A 19,124-nucleotide genomic window follows, 5' to 3' on the forward strand; every position below is an offset into this window, starting at 1 on the left:
GTGGCGGTCGCCGCCCCACCCTTCTGCTATCCCAGCCAAGGACCGCTGAATGTTTCAACGCCTGCGCGAGGACATCAACAGCGTTTTCGACCGTGACCCGGCTGCCCGCAACTTCCTGGAAGTGCTGACCAACTACCCGGGGCTGCATGCCCTGCTGATCCATCGGCTGAGTCACTGGCTGTGGCGCAGGAACCTCAAGTGGCTGGCGCGCACGCTCTCGAGCTTCTCGCGCTGGATGACCGGTGTGGAGATCCATCCCGGGGCCATCATCGGTCGGCGCTTCTTCATCGACCACGGCATGGGGGTGGTGATCGGCGAGACCGCCGAGGTGGGCGACGACGTCACCCTCTACCAAGGCGTGACTTTGGGCGGCACCAGCTGGAACAAGGGCAAGCGCCACCCTACCCTGGAGGATGGCGTGATCGTCGGTGCCGGCGCCAAGATTCTCGGCCCCTTCCACGTGGGCGCCGGGGCCAAGATCGGCTCCAACGCCGTGGTCACCAGGGAGGTGCCCGCCGGCGCCACCGTGGTGGGCATCCCAGGCAAGATCGTCAAGCGCACCGAGCCGGACGCCGCCGAGGCGCTGGAGGTGGACCCCGAGCGCCGCGAAGCCATGCGCCGCAAGTTCGGCTTCGACGCCTACGGCATCAGCGAGGACATGCCCGACCCGGTGGCACGCTCCATCCAGGCGATGCTCGACCACATGCACGCCGTGGACGAGCGCATCGAGGAGATGTGCCGTACCCTGCGCAAGGTCGATGCCAGCTACCGCGACGGTCGCCTGCCGGCGCTGCGTGACGAGGACTTCGCCGATGTCCTCGACGACGCCGACGCCTGCGCCATGCCGGAGAAGACCCCGGCACCCAGGACCGAGCCCGCCGCAGGCGCCGATGACGACGACCGCGGGCCTAATGGTTGACCGCCACGCTAGGTCTTTACCATAATGCCTGTCTGATCGCGCTTCCCTGCGGAGCGCCCGTTCACCGACCGCCGACCCGCTCGGCGCCGAGGTCGCAATGCGCCTGACCACCAAGGGACGCTACGCCGTCACCGCCATGCTCGATCTGGCCATGCATGGCCAGTCGGGACCGATCTGCCTGGCCGACATCTCGAAGCGCCAGGAGATTTCGCTCTCCTACCTGGAGCAGCTCTTTGCGCGGTTGCGCCGGGCGGAGCTGGTGGAGAGCGTGCGCGGCCCCGGTGGCGGCTACCTGCTGGCCCGGGCGCCGGAAACCATCTCGGTGGCACGGGTGATCGACGCAGTGGACGAGTCGGTGGATGCGACCCGCTGCGGCGGCCTCTCCGACTGCCAGCAGGGCGACACCTGCCTGACCCACCACCTGTGGTGCGAGCTCTCCGAGCAGATTCACGGCTTCCTGGAGGGCATTACCCTCGGCCAGCTCGCCGCCCGCCAGGAGGTCCAGCAGATCGCCGTCCGCCAGCGCGACCGCCTGGACGGCAGCGACGTCTTCGCCTCGGCCCCCTGATCCTGCGCCCCGATGGCACCCAACCGAGCCCCACGATACCCGAGTCCATGAGCACACCCGTCTATCTCGACTATGCCGCTACCACGCCCGTCGACCCCCGCGTCGCCGAGCTGATGGGCCGCCACCTGACCCTCGACGGCATCTTCGCCAACCCGGCGTCGCGCAGCCATATGCTGGGCTGGCAGGCCGAGCAGGCGGTGGAGAACGCCCGCCGTCAGGTCGCCGACCTGATCCATGCCGACCCCCGCGAGATCGTCTGGACCAGCGGTGCCACCGAGGCCGACAACCTGGCGCTGATCGGCTATCTGCGCGCCAACCGCCAACGTGGCCGCCACCTGGTGACCTCCATCGTCGAGCACAAGGCCGTGGTGGACACCGCCATGGCGCTGGAGGCCGAAGGCTTCAAGGTCACCTGGCTCGCCCCCGGCCCCGACGGTCGCGTAACGCCCGAGCAGTTGCGCGAGGCCATGCGCGAGGACACCGTGCTGGTGTCGCTGATGGCGGTGAACAACGAACTGGGCGTGATCCACGACCTTGCGGCGCTCTCCGAGGTGGCCCACGCCGGCGGCGCGCTGTTCCACGCGGATGCCGCCCAGGCGGTGGGCCGCCTGGACCTGGACGTCACGCGGCTGGGCATCGACCTGATGTCGCTCTCCGGCCACAAGGCCTACGGCCCCAAGGGCATCGGCGCGCTCTTCGTGAAGCGCCATCCGGACATCCGCCTGGAGGCGCTGATCCACGGCGGCGGCCACGAGCGCGGCATGCGCTCCGGCACCCTGGCCACCCATCAGATCGTCGGCATGGGGGAGGCCTTCGCCCTGGCCGGCGCCGAGGGTGAGGCGGACCAGGCGCACATCGCGACGCTGCGCGACCGGCTGCTCGACGGCCTGTCCGATCTCGGCGGCATCCATCGCAATACGGATATCACGGTGTCAGTGCCTAACATCCTCAACCTCGCCTTCGAGGGGGTCGACGGCGAATCTCTGCTGATGGCGCTGCGCGACCTGGCCCTCTCCACCGGCTCCGCCTGCAACTCGGCGAGCGTCGAGCCGTCCTATGTCTTGAAGGCCATCGGCCTGCCGCGGGCCCTGGCGCTGGCCTCGCTGCGCTTCAGCTTCGGGCGTTTCACCACCGAGGCCGATATCGACACGGCGCTTTCCGCCCTGCGCCACGCCCTCACCGGGCTGCGCCGCCAGGCGATCTGAACCAGCAAGCCCCGACCACCGATGACAGGCCCATTCGGCGAACCGGGGCCCACCCACCGAACCAAGGAGAGACCCATGGCGCATTTGACCATCACCACCGCCGCCGCCGACCAGATCCGCCGTGTGCTCGACGAGCGAGGCGCAGGCCTGGGCCTGCGCGTCTCGGTCAAGCCCAGCGGCTGCTCCGGCTACAGCTACGTGCTCGACTTCGCCGACCAGCCCGCCGCCGACGATGTCCGCTTCGAGGAGCACGGCGTGCAGGTCTTCGTCGCCCCCGAGGCACTGGAGATGCTCGACGGCAGCGAGGTCGACTACGTCAACGAGGGGCTCAACCGCTTCTTCCGCTTCAACAACCCCAACGTCAAGGACCAGTGCGGCTGCGGCGAGAGCTTTACGGTCTAACACTCAAGGGGCGCTGCCTCGCGACCAGCGACGATTGTTCAACGCCGCCCCGGAGCGGTATAATCCGCGCCCAGTCGACGCATTCAGCCGAGCCCCCGGTTCGCCGGACCGCCTGATTCGCTTCACCGCGCCGCCCTCGCTTCCAACCCGGGAGCCCAAGGGCGGCGCGGCGCTATTCACGCACACTTCTCACCCCACCCTACTGGAGACATGCCCATGGCTACCCAGCGCACCCTGTCCATCATCAAGCCCGACGCCGTCGCCAAGAACGCCATCGGCGAGATCATCGCGCGCTTCGAGAAGGCCGGCCTCCAGGTCGTCGCCGCCAAGATGTTCAAGCTCGACAACGACAAGGCCGGCGGCTTCTACGCCGAGCACAAGGAGCGCCCCTTCTTCAAGGATCTGGTCGGCTTCATGACCTCCGGCCCGGTGGTCGTGCAGGTGCTGGAGGGCGAGGATGCCATCGCCAAGAACCGTGAGCTGATGGGCGCCACCAACCCCAAGGAAGCCGCGCCGGGCACCATCCGCGCCGACTTCGCCGAGACCATCGACGCCAACGCCGTGCATGGCTCCGACTCCCCCGAGTCTGCCGAGCGCGAGATCGCCTACTTCTTCGGCGCCGACGAGATCTGCCCGCGCTGATCGCGTCTCCCCCAGGCGGGGGGTTCACCCCCCGCCTGCCCTGCTCCTCCCTTTCCCGACCCGCTGACTGCCATGACCGCTGATACCGCACCCCAGAAGACCAACCTGCTCGGCATGTCCCGCCAGGAGGTGGAAGCCTACTTCCTCTCCATCGGCGAGAAGAAGTTCCGTGCCGCCCAGGTGATGAAGTGGATCCACCACGAGGGCTGTGACGACTTCGCGGCCATGACCAACCTCGCCAAGGCGCTGCGCGCCAAGCTCGCCGAGGTGGCCGAGATCCGCGGTCCCGGCGTGGTCTACGAGGGCACCTCCAGCGACGGCACCCGCAAGTGGGTGCTGGAGGTCGAGGATGGCAGCTACGTCGAGACGGTGCTGATCCCGGCCGACAACGGCAAGCGCCGCACTCTGTGCGTCTCTTCCCAGGTGGGCTGCTCGCTGGACTGCAGCTTCTGTTCCACCGGCAAGCAGGGGTTCCAGCGCAACCTCACCGCCGCCGAGATCATCGGCCAGGTATGGGTCGCCCAGCGCAGCGTGGGGCCGCGCAAGGACACCGCCAACCGCCCGGTCACCAACGTGGTGATGATGGGCATGGGCGAGCCACTGATGAACTACGACAACGTCGTGCCGGCCATGAAGCTGATGCTCGACGATGACGGCTACGGGCTCTCCAAGCGCCGCGTCACCCTCTCCACCTCCGGGGTGGTGCCGATGATCGACAAGCTCGGTGACGAGATCGACGTGAGCCTGGCCATCTCGCTGCATGCCGCCAACGACGAGTTGCGCAGCACGCTGGTGCCGCTCAACCGCAAGTACAATATTCGCGCCCTGCTGGACGCCTGCCACCGCTACCTGGCCAAGTGCGACGACACCCGCATGGTCACCGTGGAGTACACGGTAATCAAGGACGTCAACGACCAGCAGGAGCACGCCCAGGAGCTCGCCGAGCTGCTACGAGAGCTGCCGTGCAAGATCAACCTGATCCCGTTCAATCCTTTCCCCCATTCGGGTTACGAGAAGCCATCGCGCAACCAGTGCGTGCGGTTCCAGCAGTGGCTCTATGAGCTGGGCTACACGGCGCCGATCCGCACCACCCGCGGCGACGACATCGACGCCGCCTGCGGCCAGCTGGTGGGCAGGGTCAAGGATCGTACCAAGCGCAACGAGCGCTATATCCAGTCGATCCAGATCGACGCCGACTGAGCGGGTGGGCGCCTTGACTTCAACCGGGCACGACGCTTTGATGGTCAGGCTCTTGATCGCCCCGGCTCGCCTGGCAGTGGCATGCCGCCGGGGCTTCGTGTTGACCGTGGGGAGAACACCATGACGCGCCGTATCCGCCAGACCGGCACCTCGCGACTGCCCACCCTGACCCTGCTGCTGGGTAGCCTGTGGCTTGCCGGCTGCGCGACCCAGCCCCAGGGCCTCGGCAGCGGCGAGCGCGAGGCGAGCCCGGCGGACGCCTATACCCAGTTGGGCATGGCCTACCTGGAACGCAACAGCCTGCAACGCGCCATGGGCGCCCTGGATCGGGCGCTGTCGATTGATCCCAACGACCCCGAGGCGCTGCAGGCCATGGCCATGATCTACCAGCGACAGGGCGAGCGCTCGCTGGCCGACGATGCCTTCCAGCGCGCCCTGTCGGCGGATCGCGGCTTCACCCGGGGACGCAACAATTACGCGGCCTTCCTCTATGACCAGGGGCGTATCCGCGAGGCTTGCGAACAGCTCGAACAGGCCTCGAGTGACGCCCAGTATCCGGCCCGGTCCCAGTTGTTTGCCAACCTGGGGCAATGTCAGCGTGAGTTGGGCGATCTCACGGCAGCCCGACAGAGCCTGGAGCGGGCCCAGAACATCGACCCGCGCAATCCGCGCAGCTACTACGCCCGGGCCGAACTGGAGCACGCCGCCGGCAACCACGATCTCGCCCAACAGCAGATCGACACCTTCATCCGCCTGGCCGGGGCCAGCCCCGAGGCACTGCGCCTGGCCCGGCAGATCGCCGAGGCGAGGGGTGACCGGGCCACCGCAGCCTTCTATTCCGAACAACTGGACGGCCGCCCCGGCACGCCCTGATCCAAGACTCTTGACGAAGGATGCTCAGCCATGAGCGACACCCAGACACCGGACCCCGCGGATACCGCCTTCACGGCCTCACCGGGCGAGCAGCTCAGGAACGAGCGGGAGACCCAGGGCCTCTCCGTCACCGAGGTGGCCGGTGGGCTCAACCTGCGCCCGGCGGTGGTTCGCGGGCTCGAGGAAGACAGCTACGAGGAGGTGCCGGTCGCCGCCTATCGGCGCGGCTATCTGCGCGCCTATGCTCACCTGCTGGGCATCGATGACAAGCCGGTACTCGACGCCTATCGCACTCGCTTCGGCGGCGAGGAGGCAGAACGCCGCGTCACGCCCGTGCAGATCACCCGGCCGCCGTCGCGCATCGGCGCCTGGCTGTTTCGGCTGGTGACCCTGCTGGTGATCGCCGGCCTGATCGGCCTGACCCTGATGTGGTGGCAGAGTCGCGGCGGCAACGAGCCCCCCGGCATCGGTGACAGTAGCCCGGTAGCCGTAGACGGTCTGGACGGCACCACCACCACCATCGCCGAACCCGAGACCCCTCCGGTCACCGAAGCGCCCGCCGAGAGCCTGCCGCCGCTGCCCGCGGGGGCAGAGAGCCTGGGGCTGGTGGAAGACCCCGCCGCCCTGGCCGATGAGCCCGCCGAGGTCGACGCCGAGAGCGCCCTGGCGCTGGACGATGCCGAGCCCGACATTGGCGACGAGGTGTCCGACGAGGCCGCCGCGGAGGAAGAGGTCACCACGACCGCCGCCAGCCCGCGCCGGCTCGAGTTGACCTTCAACGAGCAGTCCTGGACCGAGATCTTCGATGCCAACAACCAGCGCATCTTCGTCGGCCTGCAGGAACCCGGCACCACAGCCAGCGTCGAAGGCGAACCGCCCTTTCGCCTGACCGTGGGCAACGCCACCGGCGTCGAGCTGGTGTGGGCCGGCGACAGCGTCGACCTCCCCGCCCGCGCCGGCGCCAACAACGTCGCTCGCTTCACCCTGGGAGATTGATCCGTCATCATGCACGCCCCATCCCCCATCATTCGTCGCAAGTCACGCCAGATTCACGTCGGTCATGTACCGGTCGGGGGCGACGCCCCCATCTCCGTGCAGAGCATGACCAACACCAACACTCTGGACGTGGCCGCCACCGTGGCGCAGATCCGTCAGCTCGAGACCGCCGGCGCCGATATCGTGCGCGTCTCGGTGCCCGACATGGACGCCGCCGAGGCCTTCGGCAGGATCAAGCGTGAGGTGGACGTCCCGCTGGTCGCGGACATCCACTTTGACTACAGGATCGCCCTGCGCGTCGCCGAGCTCGGCGTCGACTGCCTGCGCATCAACCCCGGCAACATCGGCCGCGAGGACCGGGTGCGCGCCGTGGTCTCGGCCGCCCGGGACAACGGCATCCCGATCCGCATCGGCGTCAACGCCGGCTCGCTGGAGAAGGACCTGCAGAAGAAGTACGGCGAGCCCACCCCGGACGCCCTGGTCGAGTCCGCCATGCGCCATATCGACCATCTCGACCGCCTCGACTTCCAGGAGTACAAGGTCAGCGTCAAGGCCTCCGACGTCTTCATGGCGGTGGCCGCCTACCGCAAGCTGGCCGGCCTGATCGAGCAGCCCCTGCACCTGGGCATCACCGAGGCGGGCGGGCTGCGCTCGGGTACCGTCAAGTCCTCGATCGGCCTGGGGCTACTGCTGATGGACGGCATCGGCGACACCATCCGCGTGTCGCTGGCCGCGGATCCCGTCGAGGAAATCAAGGTCGGCTTCGACATGCTCAAGAGCCTGCGCCTGCGCGCCAAGGGCATCAATTTCATCGCCTGTCCCAGCTGCTCGCGCCAGAACTTCGACGTCATCGGCACCATGAACGCCCTGGAGGAGCGCCTCGAGGACATCATGACCCCGCTCGACGTCTCGGTAATCGGCTGCGTGGTCAACGGCCCCGGCGAGGCCAAGGAAAGTGACATCGGCCTCACCGGCGGCACCCCGGCCAACCTCGTCTACATCGACGGCAAACCCGCCAGCAAGCTGCGCAACGAGCACCTGGTCGACGACCTCGAGCGCCTCATTCGCGACAAGGTGCGCGAGAAGCAACAGGCCGACCAGGACATGATCGCCCGCGGCTGAGCCGCAGCCCCCCATCGCCGCGGCGACCCATCGAGGAGCAAGCGTTGAGCAAGTCCGACAGTAGCAAGAAGAAGATCCAGGCCATCCGCGGCATGAACGACCTGCTGCCGGAGCACTCCCCGCTCTGGCAGTACTTCGAGGGCAAGGTGCGCGGGCTGCTGGCCCGCTACGGCTATGCCGAGATCCGCACCCCTATCGTCGAGCAGACGGCGCTGTTCAAGCGCTCCATCGGCGAGGTCACCGACATCGTCGAGAAGGAGATGTACACCTTCGAGGACCGCAACGGCGACAGCCTGACCCTGCGTCCGGAAGGCACCGCGAGCTGCGTGCGCGCCGCCATGGAGCATGGCCTGCTGCACAACCAGACCCAGCGGCTCTGGTACCAGGGCCCGATGTTTCGCCACGAGCGTCCCCAGAAGGGCCGCTACCGCCAGTTCCATCAGGTGGGCGTGGAGGCCTTCGGCCTGGAGGGCCCTGACATCGACGCCGAGGTGATCCTGCTCTCCGCTCGACTGTGGCGCGAGCTGGGCCTGATGGAGCACGTCTCCCTGGAGCTCAATTCCCTGGGCTCCAGTGAGGCCCGCGCCACCTACCGTGACACCCTGGTGGCCTACTTCGAGCAGCACCAGGAGCGGCTCGACGAGGACTCCCGCCGCCGGCTGACCAGCAATCCGCTGCGCATCCTGGATTCCAAGAATCCCGAGATGGCCGCGATACTGGCCGATGCCCCGAAGCTGATTGACCACCTGGACGACGAATCCCGCGAGCACTTCGAGGCGCTGTGCACCATGCTCGACGCCGCTGGCATCGCCTACGTGATCAATCCGCGGCTGGTGCGCGGCCTGGACTACTACGGCCGCACCGTTTTCGAATGGACCACCACGGTGTTGGGCAGCCAGGGCACGGTGTGCGCCGGCGGCCGCTATGACGGCCTGGTAGAGCAGCTGGGCGGCAAGCCGACCCCGGCGGTTGGCTTCGCCATGGGCATCGAACGCCTGGTGCTGCTGCTCGAGACCCTCGCGCTGGTACCGGAGACCGCCCACGGTGTACTCGACCTCTACCTGCTGCCCATGGATGACGCCGCCACCGCCAGCGCCCTGCTGCTCGGCGAGCGGCTGCGCGGCGAGCTACCCGGCCTGCGCGCCCAGCTACACTGCGGCGGCGGCAGCTTCAAGAGCCGCATCAAGAAGGCCGACAAGAGCGGTGCGCGGCTGGCGCTGCTGCTGGGCGAGGACGAGCTGGCCCATAGCACGGCGACCCTGAAGTTCCTGCGCGAGGAGCGCGAGCAACAGAGCCTCACCCAGGACGCCCTGGCCGAGACCCTCACGGGGCTGCTGGCTGAGCAGGACACCTGATCACCCGGGCAGCCGGCCATTTACCGGCGCCCACACGTACACAAGGAGACCGCCCGTGGCGGAGTTGAGAACCGAGGAAGAGCAGCTAGATGCGCTCAAGCGCTGGTGGAAGGAAAACGGCATGGCGCTGATCGCCGGGGTGGCCATCGCCGCCGCCGGCGTCTTCGGCTGGAACGCCTGGCAGAACTACCAGGAGAATCAGGCCAGCGCCGCCTCGGCCCGCTACCAGCATCTTATCAACCTGACCGCCGGCACCCAGCTCGACGACGCCAGCATCGTCGAGGCCCGCGAGTTGGTGATCGAGATCACCGACAACCACGGCAAGACCCTCTACGCCGACCTGGCCAGACTGATCGACGCCCGCCTGGCGGTGGCCCAGGAGGATCTGGCCGACGCCCGCGCCACCCTGGAAGCGGTGATCGATGCCAGCGACCGCGACTACGTCAAGGGCCTGGCGCGACTACGTCTGGCCCGCCTGCAGGTCGCCGACGGCAACGCCGAGGCCGCACTTTCCACCCTCGAGGCCGGCGTGCCCGATGCCCTGGCCGCCCAGCGCGCCGAGGTGCGCGGCGACGCCCATCACGCCCTGGGCCGCGAAAGCGACGCCGGCGCGGCCTGGCGCGAGGCGCTGGACATGGCCGAGGCTCGCGGACAGCAGCTCTACGGCGTACAGCTCAAGCTCGACAACTTAGGTCTTGACTACTCAGGTCTTGACCACTCAGGTCTTGAAAACTCAGGTCTTGAAAACTCAGGTCTTGAAAACTCAGGTCTTGAAAACCGGGGACTGGACTCATGAAACCGACTTTCCTGATCGCCGCCGTGGCTGGCCTCGCCCTGCTGGCGGGCTGCGCCGGCAACAAGGTGGAGCCGCAGTATCCGCCCAAGGAGCTCGGCAACTTCGAGGAGCGCGTCGAACTTTCCAGCGTCTGGAGCCAGCGGGTCGGCCGTGGCCTGGGTCGCGCCTCCTACCCGATCGCCCCCTCCCGGGATGGCGACACCCTGTTTGCCGCCGACGAGCGCGGCCGGGTGGCCGCCTTAGCCGCCGAAGACGGCGACCGCCAGTGGCAGGTGGACCTCGAGGTGCCGGTCTCCAGCGCCCTGACCGCCGTGGCCGGCGACGTCTACCTGGGCACCCGCACCGGCGAGGTGCTGGCGCTCAGCCAGCGCGACGGTAGCGTGCGTTGGCGCGCCCGCGTACCCAGCGAAATCCTGGCCGCCCCGCAGCCCAACCAACAGCTGCTGGTGGTGCAGAGCGTCGACGGCAGCGTCACCGCCCTGGATCGTGTCAGCGGCGAGGAGCGCTGGAGCTACACAGCCACCCGCCCGTCGCTGACCCTGCGCGGCACCGGCACCCCCACCGTGATCGACCCGGTGACCTTCGCCGGCTTCGCCAACGGCCGCCTGGTAACCCTGGACAACAACAGCGGACAGCCGCTGTGGGAGCGGCGCATCGCCGTGGCCCAGGGCCGCAGCGACATCGATCGCCTGGTGGACCTGGCCGCCCAACCGGTGCTGACCCCCGACGGCCGCCTGTTCGTCACCAGCTTCAACGGCCGCCTAGCCTCCCTGGAAGCCACGCGCGGCGAGCCGCTGTGGGCCATTGACTTCTCCAGCTACCACACCCCGGTGCTGGTCGGTGACTTCCTGTTCGTCGTCAACGAGGCGGGCCACATCCATGCCCTGAATGCCGACAACGGCGAGGAGATCTGGCGCAACACCGCCCTGGAGGGTCGCAGCATCACCTCCCCGGCCTTCGCCGACGGCAACCTGGTGTTCGGCGACTTCGAGGGCTATCTGCATCTGATCGACGCCCGCAGCGGCGAGATCGTCGGCCGCGAGCGAGTCGACCGCTCCGGCATCAGCGTGCGACCGATCACCGAGGGCCGTCGCATCCATGTGCTCGCCAATGACGGCAGCCTAGAGACCCTGGACATCCAATGACACCCGTGATCGCCCTGGTCGGCCGCCCCAACGTGGGCAAGTCGACCCTGTTCAACCGCCTGACCCGCTCACGTGACGCCTTGGTGGCCGACTTTCCAGGCCTGACCCGCGACCGCAAGTACGGCAACGGCCTGCTCGGCGACAAGGCCTACACGGTGATCGACACCGGCGGCATCAGCGGCGACGAGGACGGCATCGACGCGGCCATGGCCGAACAATCACTGGTCGCCATCGACGAGGCCGACATCGTGCTGTTTCTGGTGGATGCCCGGGCCGGCCTCAACGTCGCCGACCAGGCCATCGCCAACCACCTGCGGGTCAACCAGAAGAAGACCTGGCTGGTGGTCAACAAGACCGACGGCCTGGACGAGGCCACCGCCACCGCCGAGTTCTGGGAACTGGGCTTGGGCGAGCCGCGCCCCATCGCCGCCGCCCACGGCCGTAATGTCACCACGCTGATCGAGGAGGTGCTCGCGCCCTTCCCCGAGCGCGATGAGAGCATCCCGGCGGACACCGGCACCAAGGGAATCCGCATCGGCGTGATCGGACGCCCCAACGTGGGCAAGTCGACCCTGGTCAACCGCCTGCTCGGCGAGGAGCGGGTGGTGGTCTTCGACGAGGCCGGGACCACCCGGGACGCCATCGAGATCCCCTTCGAGCGCCGCGGCAAGCCCTACGTATTGATCGATACCGCCGGGGTCAGGCGGCGCAAGAACGTCCACGAGATCGCCGAGAAGTTCTCGATCATCAAGACCCTGGAGGCGATCAAGGAGTGCCACGTCGCCATCGTGGTGCTGGATGGCCGCTCGGGCCTGGTGGAACAGGATCTGCACCTGCTCGACTACGTGCTGACCAGCGGCCGCGCCCTGGTGCTGGCGGTCAACAAGTGGGATGGCCTGGAGCATGAGGCCAAGGAGAAGATGCGCGCCGAGATCAAGCGCCGCCTGGGCTTTGCCGACTACGCCGACCTGCATTTCATCTCGGCGCTCCACGGCACCGGCGTGGGTGACCTCTACCCGTCGCTGGAACGTGCCTTCGCCTCGGCCAATGCCCACTGGTCCACCAACCGCCTGACCACCATCCTCCAGGACGCGGTAGAATCCCACCAGCCGCCCCTGGTGCATGGCCGGCGGATAAAGCTGCGCATGGCTCACCAGGGCGGCGCCAATCCGCCGATCATCGTGGTCCACGGCAACCAGACCGAGTCGCTGCCCGAGGCCTACCGCCGCTACCTGACCAACACCTTCCGCAAGGTGCTGAAGGTTCGCGGCACGCCGATGCGCTTCGAGTTCCGCTCGGGCAAGAACCCCTTCGACCCGATGGCCGACGCCAGCGACCGCGAGAAGGCCAAGAAGCGCGAACTGGGACGCACCCAGGAGGCTCGCAACAGCCGCCGCCGCTGAGGCACCCCGCCAGACCGACAGCGCCTGCGCCTGCGCCTGCGCCTCACATTGAGCCGGCCACTGTCGCTTTCCGGACCCTTCCCGGCATCGCATGGTCAGTTCAAACACGCCGTTTTGCGCTGCAGCATCGCGGCCATCAGGGCCCGCCTGCTTCCCCTACGCGTTCCTGAAAGGAGATACCCACACCTATGTTTCGTCTTGTTCCTGCCCGTTTCCGGCGCTGGCGGCTGCTCGCACCGCTGTGCCTATCCGCCCTGCTGGCCGGATGCCTGGCCCTGCCCCAGACTGGGCTCTTCGCCTTCCGCCTGGCGGTGACCTCGCTGGGAGTGGAGGAGGTGCGCATCGGCCCCTACGCCGTGGATGCCCGACTGGACACCAGCGACATCATGTCGCTGGCGATGTCGAGCTTCGGCGCCGGCAGCCTGCCGGTGCAGGCGACACTGGCCATGGGCCTGGGCCTGCCGATGGGCATGCCACCGGTGGAGATGTCGGGCTTTCGCTGGTCACTGGACATGCCGGGCGTCGACCCGGTGAGCGGCAACTACGAGCAGGATGTGACCCTGACCTCGGGTGACGATGCCAACCTGCGCCTGCCGGTGGCCTTCGACTTGCTCGGCGGCGGCCGCGAGCAGTTGAGCCCCATGGTGGAACTGGCCAGCCAACTGGCCCGCCAGGGGGAGCTGCCCGCCGGCAGCGAGTTGGCCATCACCCCCGGCGACCTGCGCGGCCTGGGCATGACCCTGCCCGCCGGCCTGCTCACCCCCACCATCCGCCTGGGCGTGGGCGAGGACGGCTCGCTGATTCCGCGGGGGTAATGCGGATACTAGGTCGACTCGGTGCTACCCCGTCGACCGGCCTCCCACTACTTCCCATGCAGGCGCCGGCGGCCCACCCACTGGGTGGCGAACTGCCAGGCGCCGCGGCCGCTGCGTCCGCCGCGCAGGGTGGCGAAGCGGATCGCCTCGGCGCGAGCCTCGGCGTTCCAGTCGTCCCGGCGACCCAGTTGGGTGACCCAGTGGCAGCAGGCCTCCAGGTAGACATCCTGATTAAAGGGATGGAACCCCAGCCACAGGCCGAAGCGGTCGGAGAGTGAGATCTTCTCCTCCACGGCGTCGCCGTGGTGCAGCTCGTCGCCCACCAGCCGCGAGCCCTCGTTGTCGCTCATCGACTCCGGCAGCAGGTGGCGGCGGTTGGAGGTGGCATAGAGCAGCACGTTGGGCGGCGGGCCGGTCAGGGCGCCGTCCAGCACGCTCTTGAGCGCCTTGTAGGCGTCGTCATGGCCCTCGAAGGAGAGGTCGTCGCAGTAGACCACGAAGCGCTGGTCGTGGTGGCGCAGCTGCTCCACCAGCATCGGCAGGCCGGCGAGATCATGGCGATCCACCTGCACCAGGCGCAGCCCGTCCGGCGACAGTGAGTTGAGCAGCGCGCGGATCAGCGACGACTTGCCGCTCCCCCGGGAGCCCCACAGCAACGCATGGTTGGCCGGCAGCCCCTGCAGGAAGGCGCGGGTATTGTCGACCAGCGCCAGCTTCTGGCGCTCGATTCCCAGCAGGTCGTCCAGGCTCAGGGCATCCCGGGGCGGCACCGGCAGCAGCCGTCCCCCCAGGCTGTGGCGCTGCCACAGGGCCGCCACATCGCGGTGCCAGTCCACCTCCTGGGGAGGAGGCGGCAACCAGTGCTCCACGTGATCCAGCAGGTTCATCAATCGGCGCGTCAGCTCGGCGTCCATGGGGGCTCCTTCTCCGTGTCGAGCGGTTGACCTTGCAGGCATTCAGGGTATCTTGTGGCGAACCTTGTCGTGCCGTCCAGCGTCATACCGCACTGAGACGAACAAGACCGGTCACAGGAGACCCCCCATGCGCTGGTTCCCATTGCTCGCCGTCGGCGTGCTGAGCCTCACCCTCACCGCCTGCGCCACCTCGCCCACCGGACGACAGCAGCTCACCCTGGTTTCCGATGCCCAGCTCAACGAGATGGGCGCCCAGGCGTTCGACCAGTACCAGCAGGACCTGCCCACCGTGGGTGGCGCCACCCACCACTACGCGCAGTGCGTGGCCGAGGCCATCGTCGGCGCACTGCCGGCGGAGCAGCAGCGCGCCCAGGACTGGCAGATTCGCGTCTTCGAATCGGAGCAGGCCAACGCCTTCGCCCTGCCGGGTGGCTACATGGGCATCAACACCGGACTGCTGAACGTTGCCCGGACCCAGGACCAGCTGGCCGCGGTGGTCGGCCACGAGATCGGCCACGTGCTGGCCCGTCACACCAACGAGCGGGTCTCCACCCAGACCGCCACCCAACTCGGCCTCTCCGTGCTCTCCTCTGTCTCCGGCATGCAGGGGCCGGGGGGGCAGCAGATGATGGGGGCGTTGGGCCTCGGCGCCCAGTACGGCGTGCTGCTGCCCTTCTCGCGCCGCCACGAGAGCGAGGCCGACGTGATCGGCCTGCGGCTGATGGCCGATGCCGGCTTCGACCCGCGCGCCAGCGTCGCCCTGTGGGAGAACATGGAGGCCGCCGGCGGGGCTCGCCCCCCGGCCTGGATGTCCACCCACCCCAGCCAGGGCCAACGCATGGCGGGCCTGCAGGCCAACATGCCCGAGGCGGTAGCGCGATTCGAACAGGCCCGCCAGGCGGGACGCACGCCGAACTGCCCGCGCCCCTAGGACAACGATGATTCCCCACCCTACCTCTGGATAGCGAATGCTGAAGCTTGGACTGCTGCTGTTGATCGCCCCCATCCTGCTGCTGATGGGGGTCTACTTCTGGGAGCTGTCGGACGTGCGCGACTGCCTCCACGCCGGCGGCTACTGGGATTACCTGGAGGGGGTGTGCCGCGACACGCCCCAGCCCTTCGTCTCCTGGCTACAGCGCTATCCATGGCTGGTCAACGGCGGCATGCTACTGTCGGTGGTCGGCATGGGGCTCTGCATGGTGGGGCTGTACGTCAAGAGACGCTGAGGGCTCCATGTCTAGCGCCGCTGAAGGCGGCGCCGAGATTAAAGCGACGCCCTGAGCGCCTCCAGCACCGGGGGGGTGTCGGGGCGCTTGCCGCGCCACTGGAAGAAGGACTCCGCCGCCTGCTCCACCAGCATCCCGAGGCCATCCACCGGGCGAGCCCCGCGCTCGGTGGCCCAACGCAGGAAGACCGTGGGCGCCGCACCGTACATCATGTCATAGGCAGTGGCCCCCGCAGCGAACAGCTCATCCGGCAGCGGCGGCAGGTCACCGGCGAGGCTGGCGCTGGTGCCGTTGATCACCACGTCGAACCGACCGGCCACGGCGTTGAAGCCGCCGCCGGCGATCTCGCCCAGGTCGCGGAAGTCGGCGGCCAGGGCCTCGGCCTTGGCGGCGGTGCGGTTGGCCACCCGCAGGCTCGCCGGCCCCTCGGCCAGCAGCGGCGCCAGCACCCCGCGCACCGCCCCACCCGCGCCAAGCACCAGGAGGCGGACGCCGGCCAGGGTCACCCCGTGGCGCTTCAGGTCGCGCACCAGGCCAACACCGTCGGTGGTGTCCCCATACGTCAGGCCGTTCTTGCCCAGTAGCAGCGTATTGACCGCCCCGGCCCGCCGGGCCCGCTGGCTCAGCGTATCGCAGAGGCGGAAGGCCTCCTCCTTGAAGGGCACGGTGACGTTGGCGCCGCGCCCCCCCTCGGCCACGAAGCGCCGCCAGGCGCCGGCGAAGTCGTCCAGGGGCGCCTCGATGGCGGTGTACTCGAGCGCCTCGCCGATCTGGGCGGCGAAGGCGGCATGGATGGCCGGGGACTTCGAATGGGTAACGGGATGGCCGAAGACGCAGTAGCGGTCGGTCATGGGCAGGCCTCCTCTTCCCCCAACCAGTCGCGGGGATGCAGATACGCCTCGTAGAGCAGCGCCTCGGGGCTGCCGGGCTCGGGCGTCCAGCCGTACGCCCAGCGCGCCAGGGGCGGCATCGACATCAGGATCGATTCGGTGCGCCCGCCGCTCTGCAGCCCGAACAGGGTGCCGCGGTCCCACACCAGGTTGAACTCCACGTAGCGTCCGCGGCGATAGAGCTGGAAATCGCGCTCGCGCTCGCCCCAGGCCGCCTCTCGGCGGCGGCGGACGATGGGCAGGTAGGCCTCGAGGAAGGCGTCGCCCACGGCGCGCTGGAAGGCGAAGCAGGTCTCGAAGCCGCCCTCGTTGAGGTCATCGAAGAAGAGCCCGCCCACGCCGCGGGTCTCATCGCGGTGCCTGAGGAAGAAGTAGTCGTCGCACCAGGCCTTGTAGCGGGAGTAGACATCCTCGCCGAAGGGCGCGCAGGCGTCGCGGGCGACACGATGCCAGTGCACCACATCTTCAAGCACCGGGTAGTAGGGGGTCAGGTCGAAGCCGCCGCCGAACCACCAGACCGGGTCTTCGCCGGGCTTCTCGGCGATGAAAAAGCGCACGTTGCCGTGGCTGGTGGGCACGTGGGGGTTCTCCGGGTGCAGCACCCAGGAGACGCCCACCGCGTGAAAGCTGCGCCCTGCCAGCTCGGGCCGGGCCGCAGTGGCCGAGGGGGGCAGGCGTTCGCCGAAGACGTGGGAGAAGTTGACGCCGCCCTTCTCGAACACGCGGCCATGCTCGATCACCCGGGATCGCCCGCCGCCCCCTTCAGGGCGTTCCCAGGCCTCCTCACGAAAGCCTTCGCCGCCGTCCTCGGCGGCCAGGCCCGCGCAGAGGTGGTCCTGTAGGTCGAGCAGGTAGGTCTTGATGTCATCGAGTCGGGCGTGGGCCAAGGCGATCTCCTCGAAGCCAGGCGGATAAAAAAACAGGTATCAGGGGCGCATCAGCTGGCCGGTGACCAGGTCGCGGATGGTGCTGGGGCGCTCGAGGCCGCCGAGCTCTCCCTCGACGATGGCATCGAGTTCATCGCCGAAGGCGGCGTGGACCTCATCGGCGCTCATGGCCGATGGCTCGCTGGCCCGGTTGGCTGAGGTGGAGACGATGGGCCCGCCGAGGGCGTCGCACAGGGCCGCGACCAGGGGGTGGGCGCTGACCCGCAGCGCCACCCTGGCGTGACCGCCGCGGACCAGGCCGTGGCTGCGGCCATTGTCGGGCACCAGCCAGGTGTGGGGGCCCGGCCAGCTGGCCGCCAGGGGGGCGTGAAGCTCGATGGGCAGCCCCTCGAGCCAGGGCGCGAACTGATTGATACTGCCGGCCACCAGGATCACGCCCTTGGCGGGATCGCGCTGCTTGAGACGCAGCAGCCGGGTCAGGGCCTCGTCGTTGTCCGGGTCGCAGCCGAGCCCCCACACGGCCTCGGTGGGATAGGCGATCACGCCCCCCCGACGCAGGGAGGCAACGGCGTGCGTGATCTGGCTGGCCTGACTCATGGGGTCTCCTCGGTGAAGGACACGGCTGGATTCAAGAATGGCCGGGGATTCTATCACGCCCCCGAGAGGCGCACCCAGCCGCCGGCGGCGTGGGCCACTCGCCCCTCCAGCTCGAGTTCCAGCAGGCGCCGCTGGCACTCGGCAATGCCGAGCCCCGAGAGCCCCACCAGAGTGTCCACCGGCGTCGGCTGGCCGCTCAGCCAGCGCAGCAGCGGGTCGCCGGGCGAGGACTCGCCTCCGGCGGGAAGCTGGCCGGGGCGCGCCTGGGGGCTCGATGCGGGCAGCCACTGGGTCAGCTCGGCGACGATATCGTCGACGTCGCGCACCAGCACCGCCCCGTCGCGGATCAGCCGCAGGCAGCCGCGGGCCTGGGGGTTGTGGATGGAGCCCGGTAGCGCGAACACCTCGCGCCCCTGCTCGCCGGCCAGGCGGGCGCTGACCAAGGAGCCGCTGCGCTCGGCCGCCTCCACCACCAGCACACCGAAGGCGAGGCCGGTGACGATGCGATTGCGCCGGGGAAAGAAGGCTGCCCGCGCCGGGGTGCCGGGCGGATGCTCGGAGAGCAGCAGGCCGCCGGGCTCGCGCAGCCGCGCATGCAGCCGGTGGTGACGCGGCGGGTAGGCCACGTCCACGCCGCAGCCGAGCACCGCCACACTGGTGCCATCGGCGTCAAGCGCCGCCTGCTGCGCGGCGGCGTCGATGCCCAGCGCCATGCCGCTGACCACGCACCAGCCTCGCCCGGCCAGTTCGCGAGCGAAGGTCGAGGCGTTGGTCAGCCCCTCCCGGGTGGCGCGCCGTGCGCCCACCATGGCCAGCCGGGGAGGCGCGAGCGCGGCCAGATCCCCCCAAGCCCACAGCAGCGGCGGCGGGTCGGGGATCTCGGCGAGCAGGGTCGGCCAGTGGGGGTGGTCGGGGTGGAGCAGGTGGCGATCGGGGGCCTCGGCGAGCCACGCCTCGGCCCGGGCGATCTCGTCAGTCAGCGGGCTGCGCCCGGGATGATCCAGCCACAGCCGCAGCGCCGTGGCGGCCTCCCGGGGTAGCAGCGCCAGCCAGCCATCGGGCCAGGCCGAAGCCGTGGCGGCCAGCTCGGCCAACCGAACGGCCCCCAGGCCCGGCAACCGGGAGAGGGCCAGCCACTCCCGGGCGCCGGGACGCTGGGTGGTCATGGC

The 19,124-nt window shown here is 69.0% G+C and carries 21 protein-coding genes; 16 read left to right on the top strand and 5 right to left on the bottom strand.

Annotation, left to right across the window (positions count from 1 at the left end):
- Positions 1-49 precede the first annotated feature (49 nt).
- From cysE to ACR80S_RS05020, 14 genes are all read left to right on the top strand, one after another.
- Positions 50-919, top strand: a complete 870-nt coding sequence (gene cysE, locus ACR80S_RS04955) for a serine O-acetyltransferase (protein WP_435399393.1) — start codon at positions 50-52, stop codon at positions 917-919.
- Between the two features lie 97 nt (positions 920-1,016).
- On the top strand, positions 1,017-1,487 hold the full coding sequence (gene iscR / locus ACR80S_RS04960; protein WP_435399394.1) for a Fe-S cluster assembly transcriptional regulator IscR: 471 nt from the start codon (positions 1,017-1,019) through the stop codon (positions 1,485-1,487).
- A 47-nt stretch (positions 1,488-1,534) separates the two neighbouring features.
- Positions 1,535-2,692: an aminotransferase class V-fold PLP-dependent enzyme gene (locus tag ACR80S_RS04965; RefSeq protein ID WP_435399395.1), complete on the top strand. Its 1,158-nt coding sequence runs from the start codon at positions 1,535-1,537 to the stop codon at positions 2,690-2,692.
- A gap of 75 nt (positions 2,693-2,767) precedes the next feature.
- A complete protein-coding gene (locus tag ACR80S_RS04970) occupies positions 2,768-3,094 on the top strand; it encodes a HesB/IscA family protein (RefSeq protein ID WP_435399396.1) in 327 nt (108 codons plus the stop codon).
- A gap of 216 nt (positions 3,095-3,310) precedes the next feature.
- Positions 3,311-3,736: a nucleoside-diphosphate kinase gene (gene ndk / locus ACR80S_RS04975; protein ID WP_435399397.1), complete on the top strand. Its 426-nt coding sequence runs from the start codon at positions 3,311-3,313 to the stop codon at positions 3,734-3,736.
- Positions 3,737-3,808: 72 nt separating this feature from the next.
- Positions 3,809-4,936, top strand: a complete 1,128-nt coding sequence (rlmN, locus tag ACR80S_RS04980; RefSeq protein WP_435402696.1) for a dual-specificity RNA methyltransferase RlmN — start codon at positions 3,809-3,811, stop codon at positions 4,934-4,936.
- 120 nt (positions 4,937-5,056) lie between these two features.
- Entirely contained in the window at positions 5,057-5,809 is a 753-nt protein-coding gene (gene pilW / locus ACR80S_RS04985; protein ID WP_435399399.1) for a type IV pilus biogenesis/stability protein PilW, read from the top strand.
- Positions 5,810-5,839: 30 nt separating this feature from the next.
- A complete protein-coding gene (locus ACR80S_RS04990; RefSeq protein ID WP_435399400.1) occupies positions 5,840-6,805 on the top strand; it encodes a RodZ domain-containing protein in 966 nt (321 codons plus the stop codon).
- A 9-nt stretch (positions 6,806-6,814) separates the two neighbouring features.
- Entirely contained in the window at positions 6,815-7,927 is a 1,113-nt protein-coding gene (ispG, locus tag ACR80S_RS04995; protein ID WP_435399401.1) for a flavodoxin-dependent (E)-4-hydroxy-3-methylbut-2-enyl-diphosphate synthase, read from the top strand.
- A gap of 44 nt (positions 7,928-7,971) precedes the next feature.
- Positions 7,972-9,282: a histidine--tRNA ligase gene (hisS, locus tag ACR80S_RS05000; RefSeq protein ID WP_435399402.1), complete on the top strand. Its 1,311-nt coding sequence runs from the start codon at positions 7,972-7,974 to the stop codon at positions 9,280-9,282.
- Positions 9,283-9,337: 55 nt separating this feature from the next.
- Positions 9,338-10,078, top strand: a complete 741-nt coding sequence (locus tag ACR80S_RS05005) for a YfgM family protein (RefSeq protein ID WP_435402697.1) — start codon at positions 9,338-9,340, stop codon at positions 10,076-10,078.
- Positions 10,075-11,223, top strand: coding sequence for an outer membrane protein assembly factor BamB (bamB, locus tag ACR80S_RS05010; protein WP_435402698.1), 1,149 nt, complete (start codon positions 10,075-10,077; stop codon positions 11,221-11,223). Before ACR80S_RS05005 ends, bamB begins: the two co-directional genes overlap by 4 nt.
- Positions 11,220-12,626, top strand: a complete 1,407-nt coding sequence (der, locus tag ACR80S_RS05015) for a ribosome biogenesis GTPase Der (RefSeq protein WP_435399405.1) — start codon at positions 11,220-11,222, stop codon at positions 12,624-12,626. Before bamB ends, der begins: the two co-directional genes overlap by 4 nt.
- Positions 12,627-12,814: 188 nt before the next feature.
- The gene (locus tag ACR80S_RS05020; protein ID WP_435399406.1) at positions 12,815-13,441 is read left to right on the top strand and encodes a hypothetical protein; all 627 of its coding nucleotides are present in this window, start codon (positions 12,815-12,817) and stop codon (positions 13,439-13,441) included.
- A gap of 47 nt (positions 13,442-13,488) precedes the next feature.
- Here ACR80S_RS05020 and ACR80S_RS05025 read toward each other — a convergent pair whose 3' ends face one another.
- Positions 13,489-14,355 (bottom strand): ATP-binding protein, encoded by an 867-nt coding sequence (locus ACR80S_RS05025; RefSeq protein ID WP_435399407.1) that lies wholly within the window; start codon positions 14,353-14,355, stop codon positions 13,489-13,491.
- A gap of 127 nt (positions 14,356-14,482) precedes the next feature.
- Between ACR80S_RS05025 and ACR80S_RS05030 the strand changes: the two genes are divergently transcribed.
- Positions 14,483-15,286, top strand: a complete 804-nt coding sequence (locus tag ACR80S_RS05030) for a M48 family metallopeptidase (protein WP_435402699.1) — start codon at positions 14,483-14,485, stop codon at positions 15,284-15,286.
- Between the two features lie 37 nt (positions 15,287-15,323).
- On the top strand, positions 15,324-15,581 hold the full coding sequence (locus ACR80S_RS05035) for a hypothetical protein (protein ID WP_435399409.1): 258 nt from the start codon (positions 15,324-15,326) through the stop codon (positions 15,579-15,581).
- Positions 15,582-15,619: 38 nt separating this feature from the next.
- Here the strand turns inward: ACR80S_RS05035 and aroE are convergent, their stop codons facing one another.
- The 4 genes from aroE to dprA are packed head-to-tail and all read right to left on the bottom strand — an operon-like array spanning position 15,620 to position 19,121.
- Positions 15,620-16,432 (bottom strand): shikimate dehydrogenase, encoded by an 813-nt coding sequence (aroE, locus tag ACR80S_RS05040; RefSeq protein ID WP_435399410.1) that lies wholly within the window; start codon positions 16,430-16,432, stop codon positions 15,620-15,622.
- Positions 16,429-17,358 (bottom strand): oxygen-dependent coproporphyrinogen oxidase, encoded by a 930-nt coding sequence (gene hemF, locus ACR80S_RS05045; RefSeq protein ID WP_435402700.1) that lies wholly within the window; start codon positions 17,356-17,358, stop codon positions 16,429-16,431. Before hemF ends, aroE begins: the two co-directional genes overlap by 4 nt.
- 39 nt (positions 17,359-17,397) lie before the next feature.
- Positions 17,398-17,955 (bottom strand): L-threonylcarbamoyladenylate synthase type 1 TsaC, encoded by a 558-nt coding sequence (gene tsaC, locus ACR80S_RS05050; protein WP_435402701.1) that lies wholly within the window; start codon positions 17,953-17,955, stop codon positions 17,398-17,400.
- Between the two features lie 53 nt (positions 17,956-18,008).
- Positions 18,009-19,121 carry a DNA-processing protein DprA gene (gene dprA, locus ACR80S_RS05055; RefSeq protein ID WP_435402702.1) on the bottom strand — a complete coding sequence of 371 codons (1,113 nt, stop codon included), beginning with the start codon at positions 19,119-19,121 and terminating at the stop codon, positions 18,009-18,011.
- Between the last annotated feature and the right edge of the window lie 3 nt (positions 19,122-19,124).

This window comes from Halomonas salsilacus (assembly GCF_051216275.1).
Taxonomy (GTDB): domain Bacteria; phylum Pseudomonadota; class Gammaproteobacteria; order Pseudomonadales; family Halomonadaceae; genus Halomonas.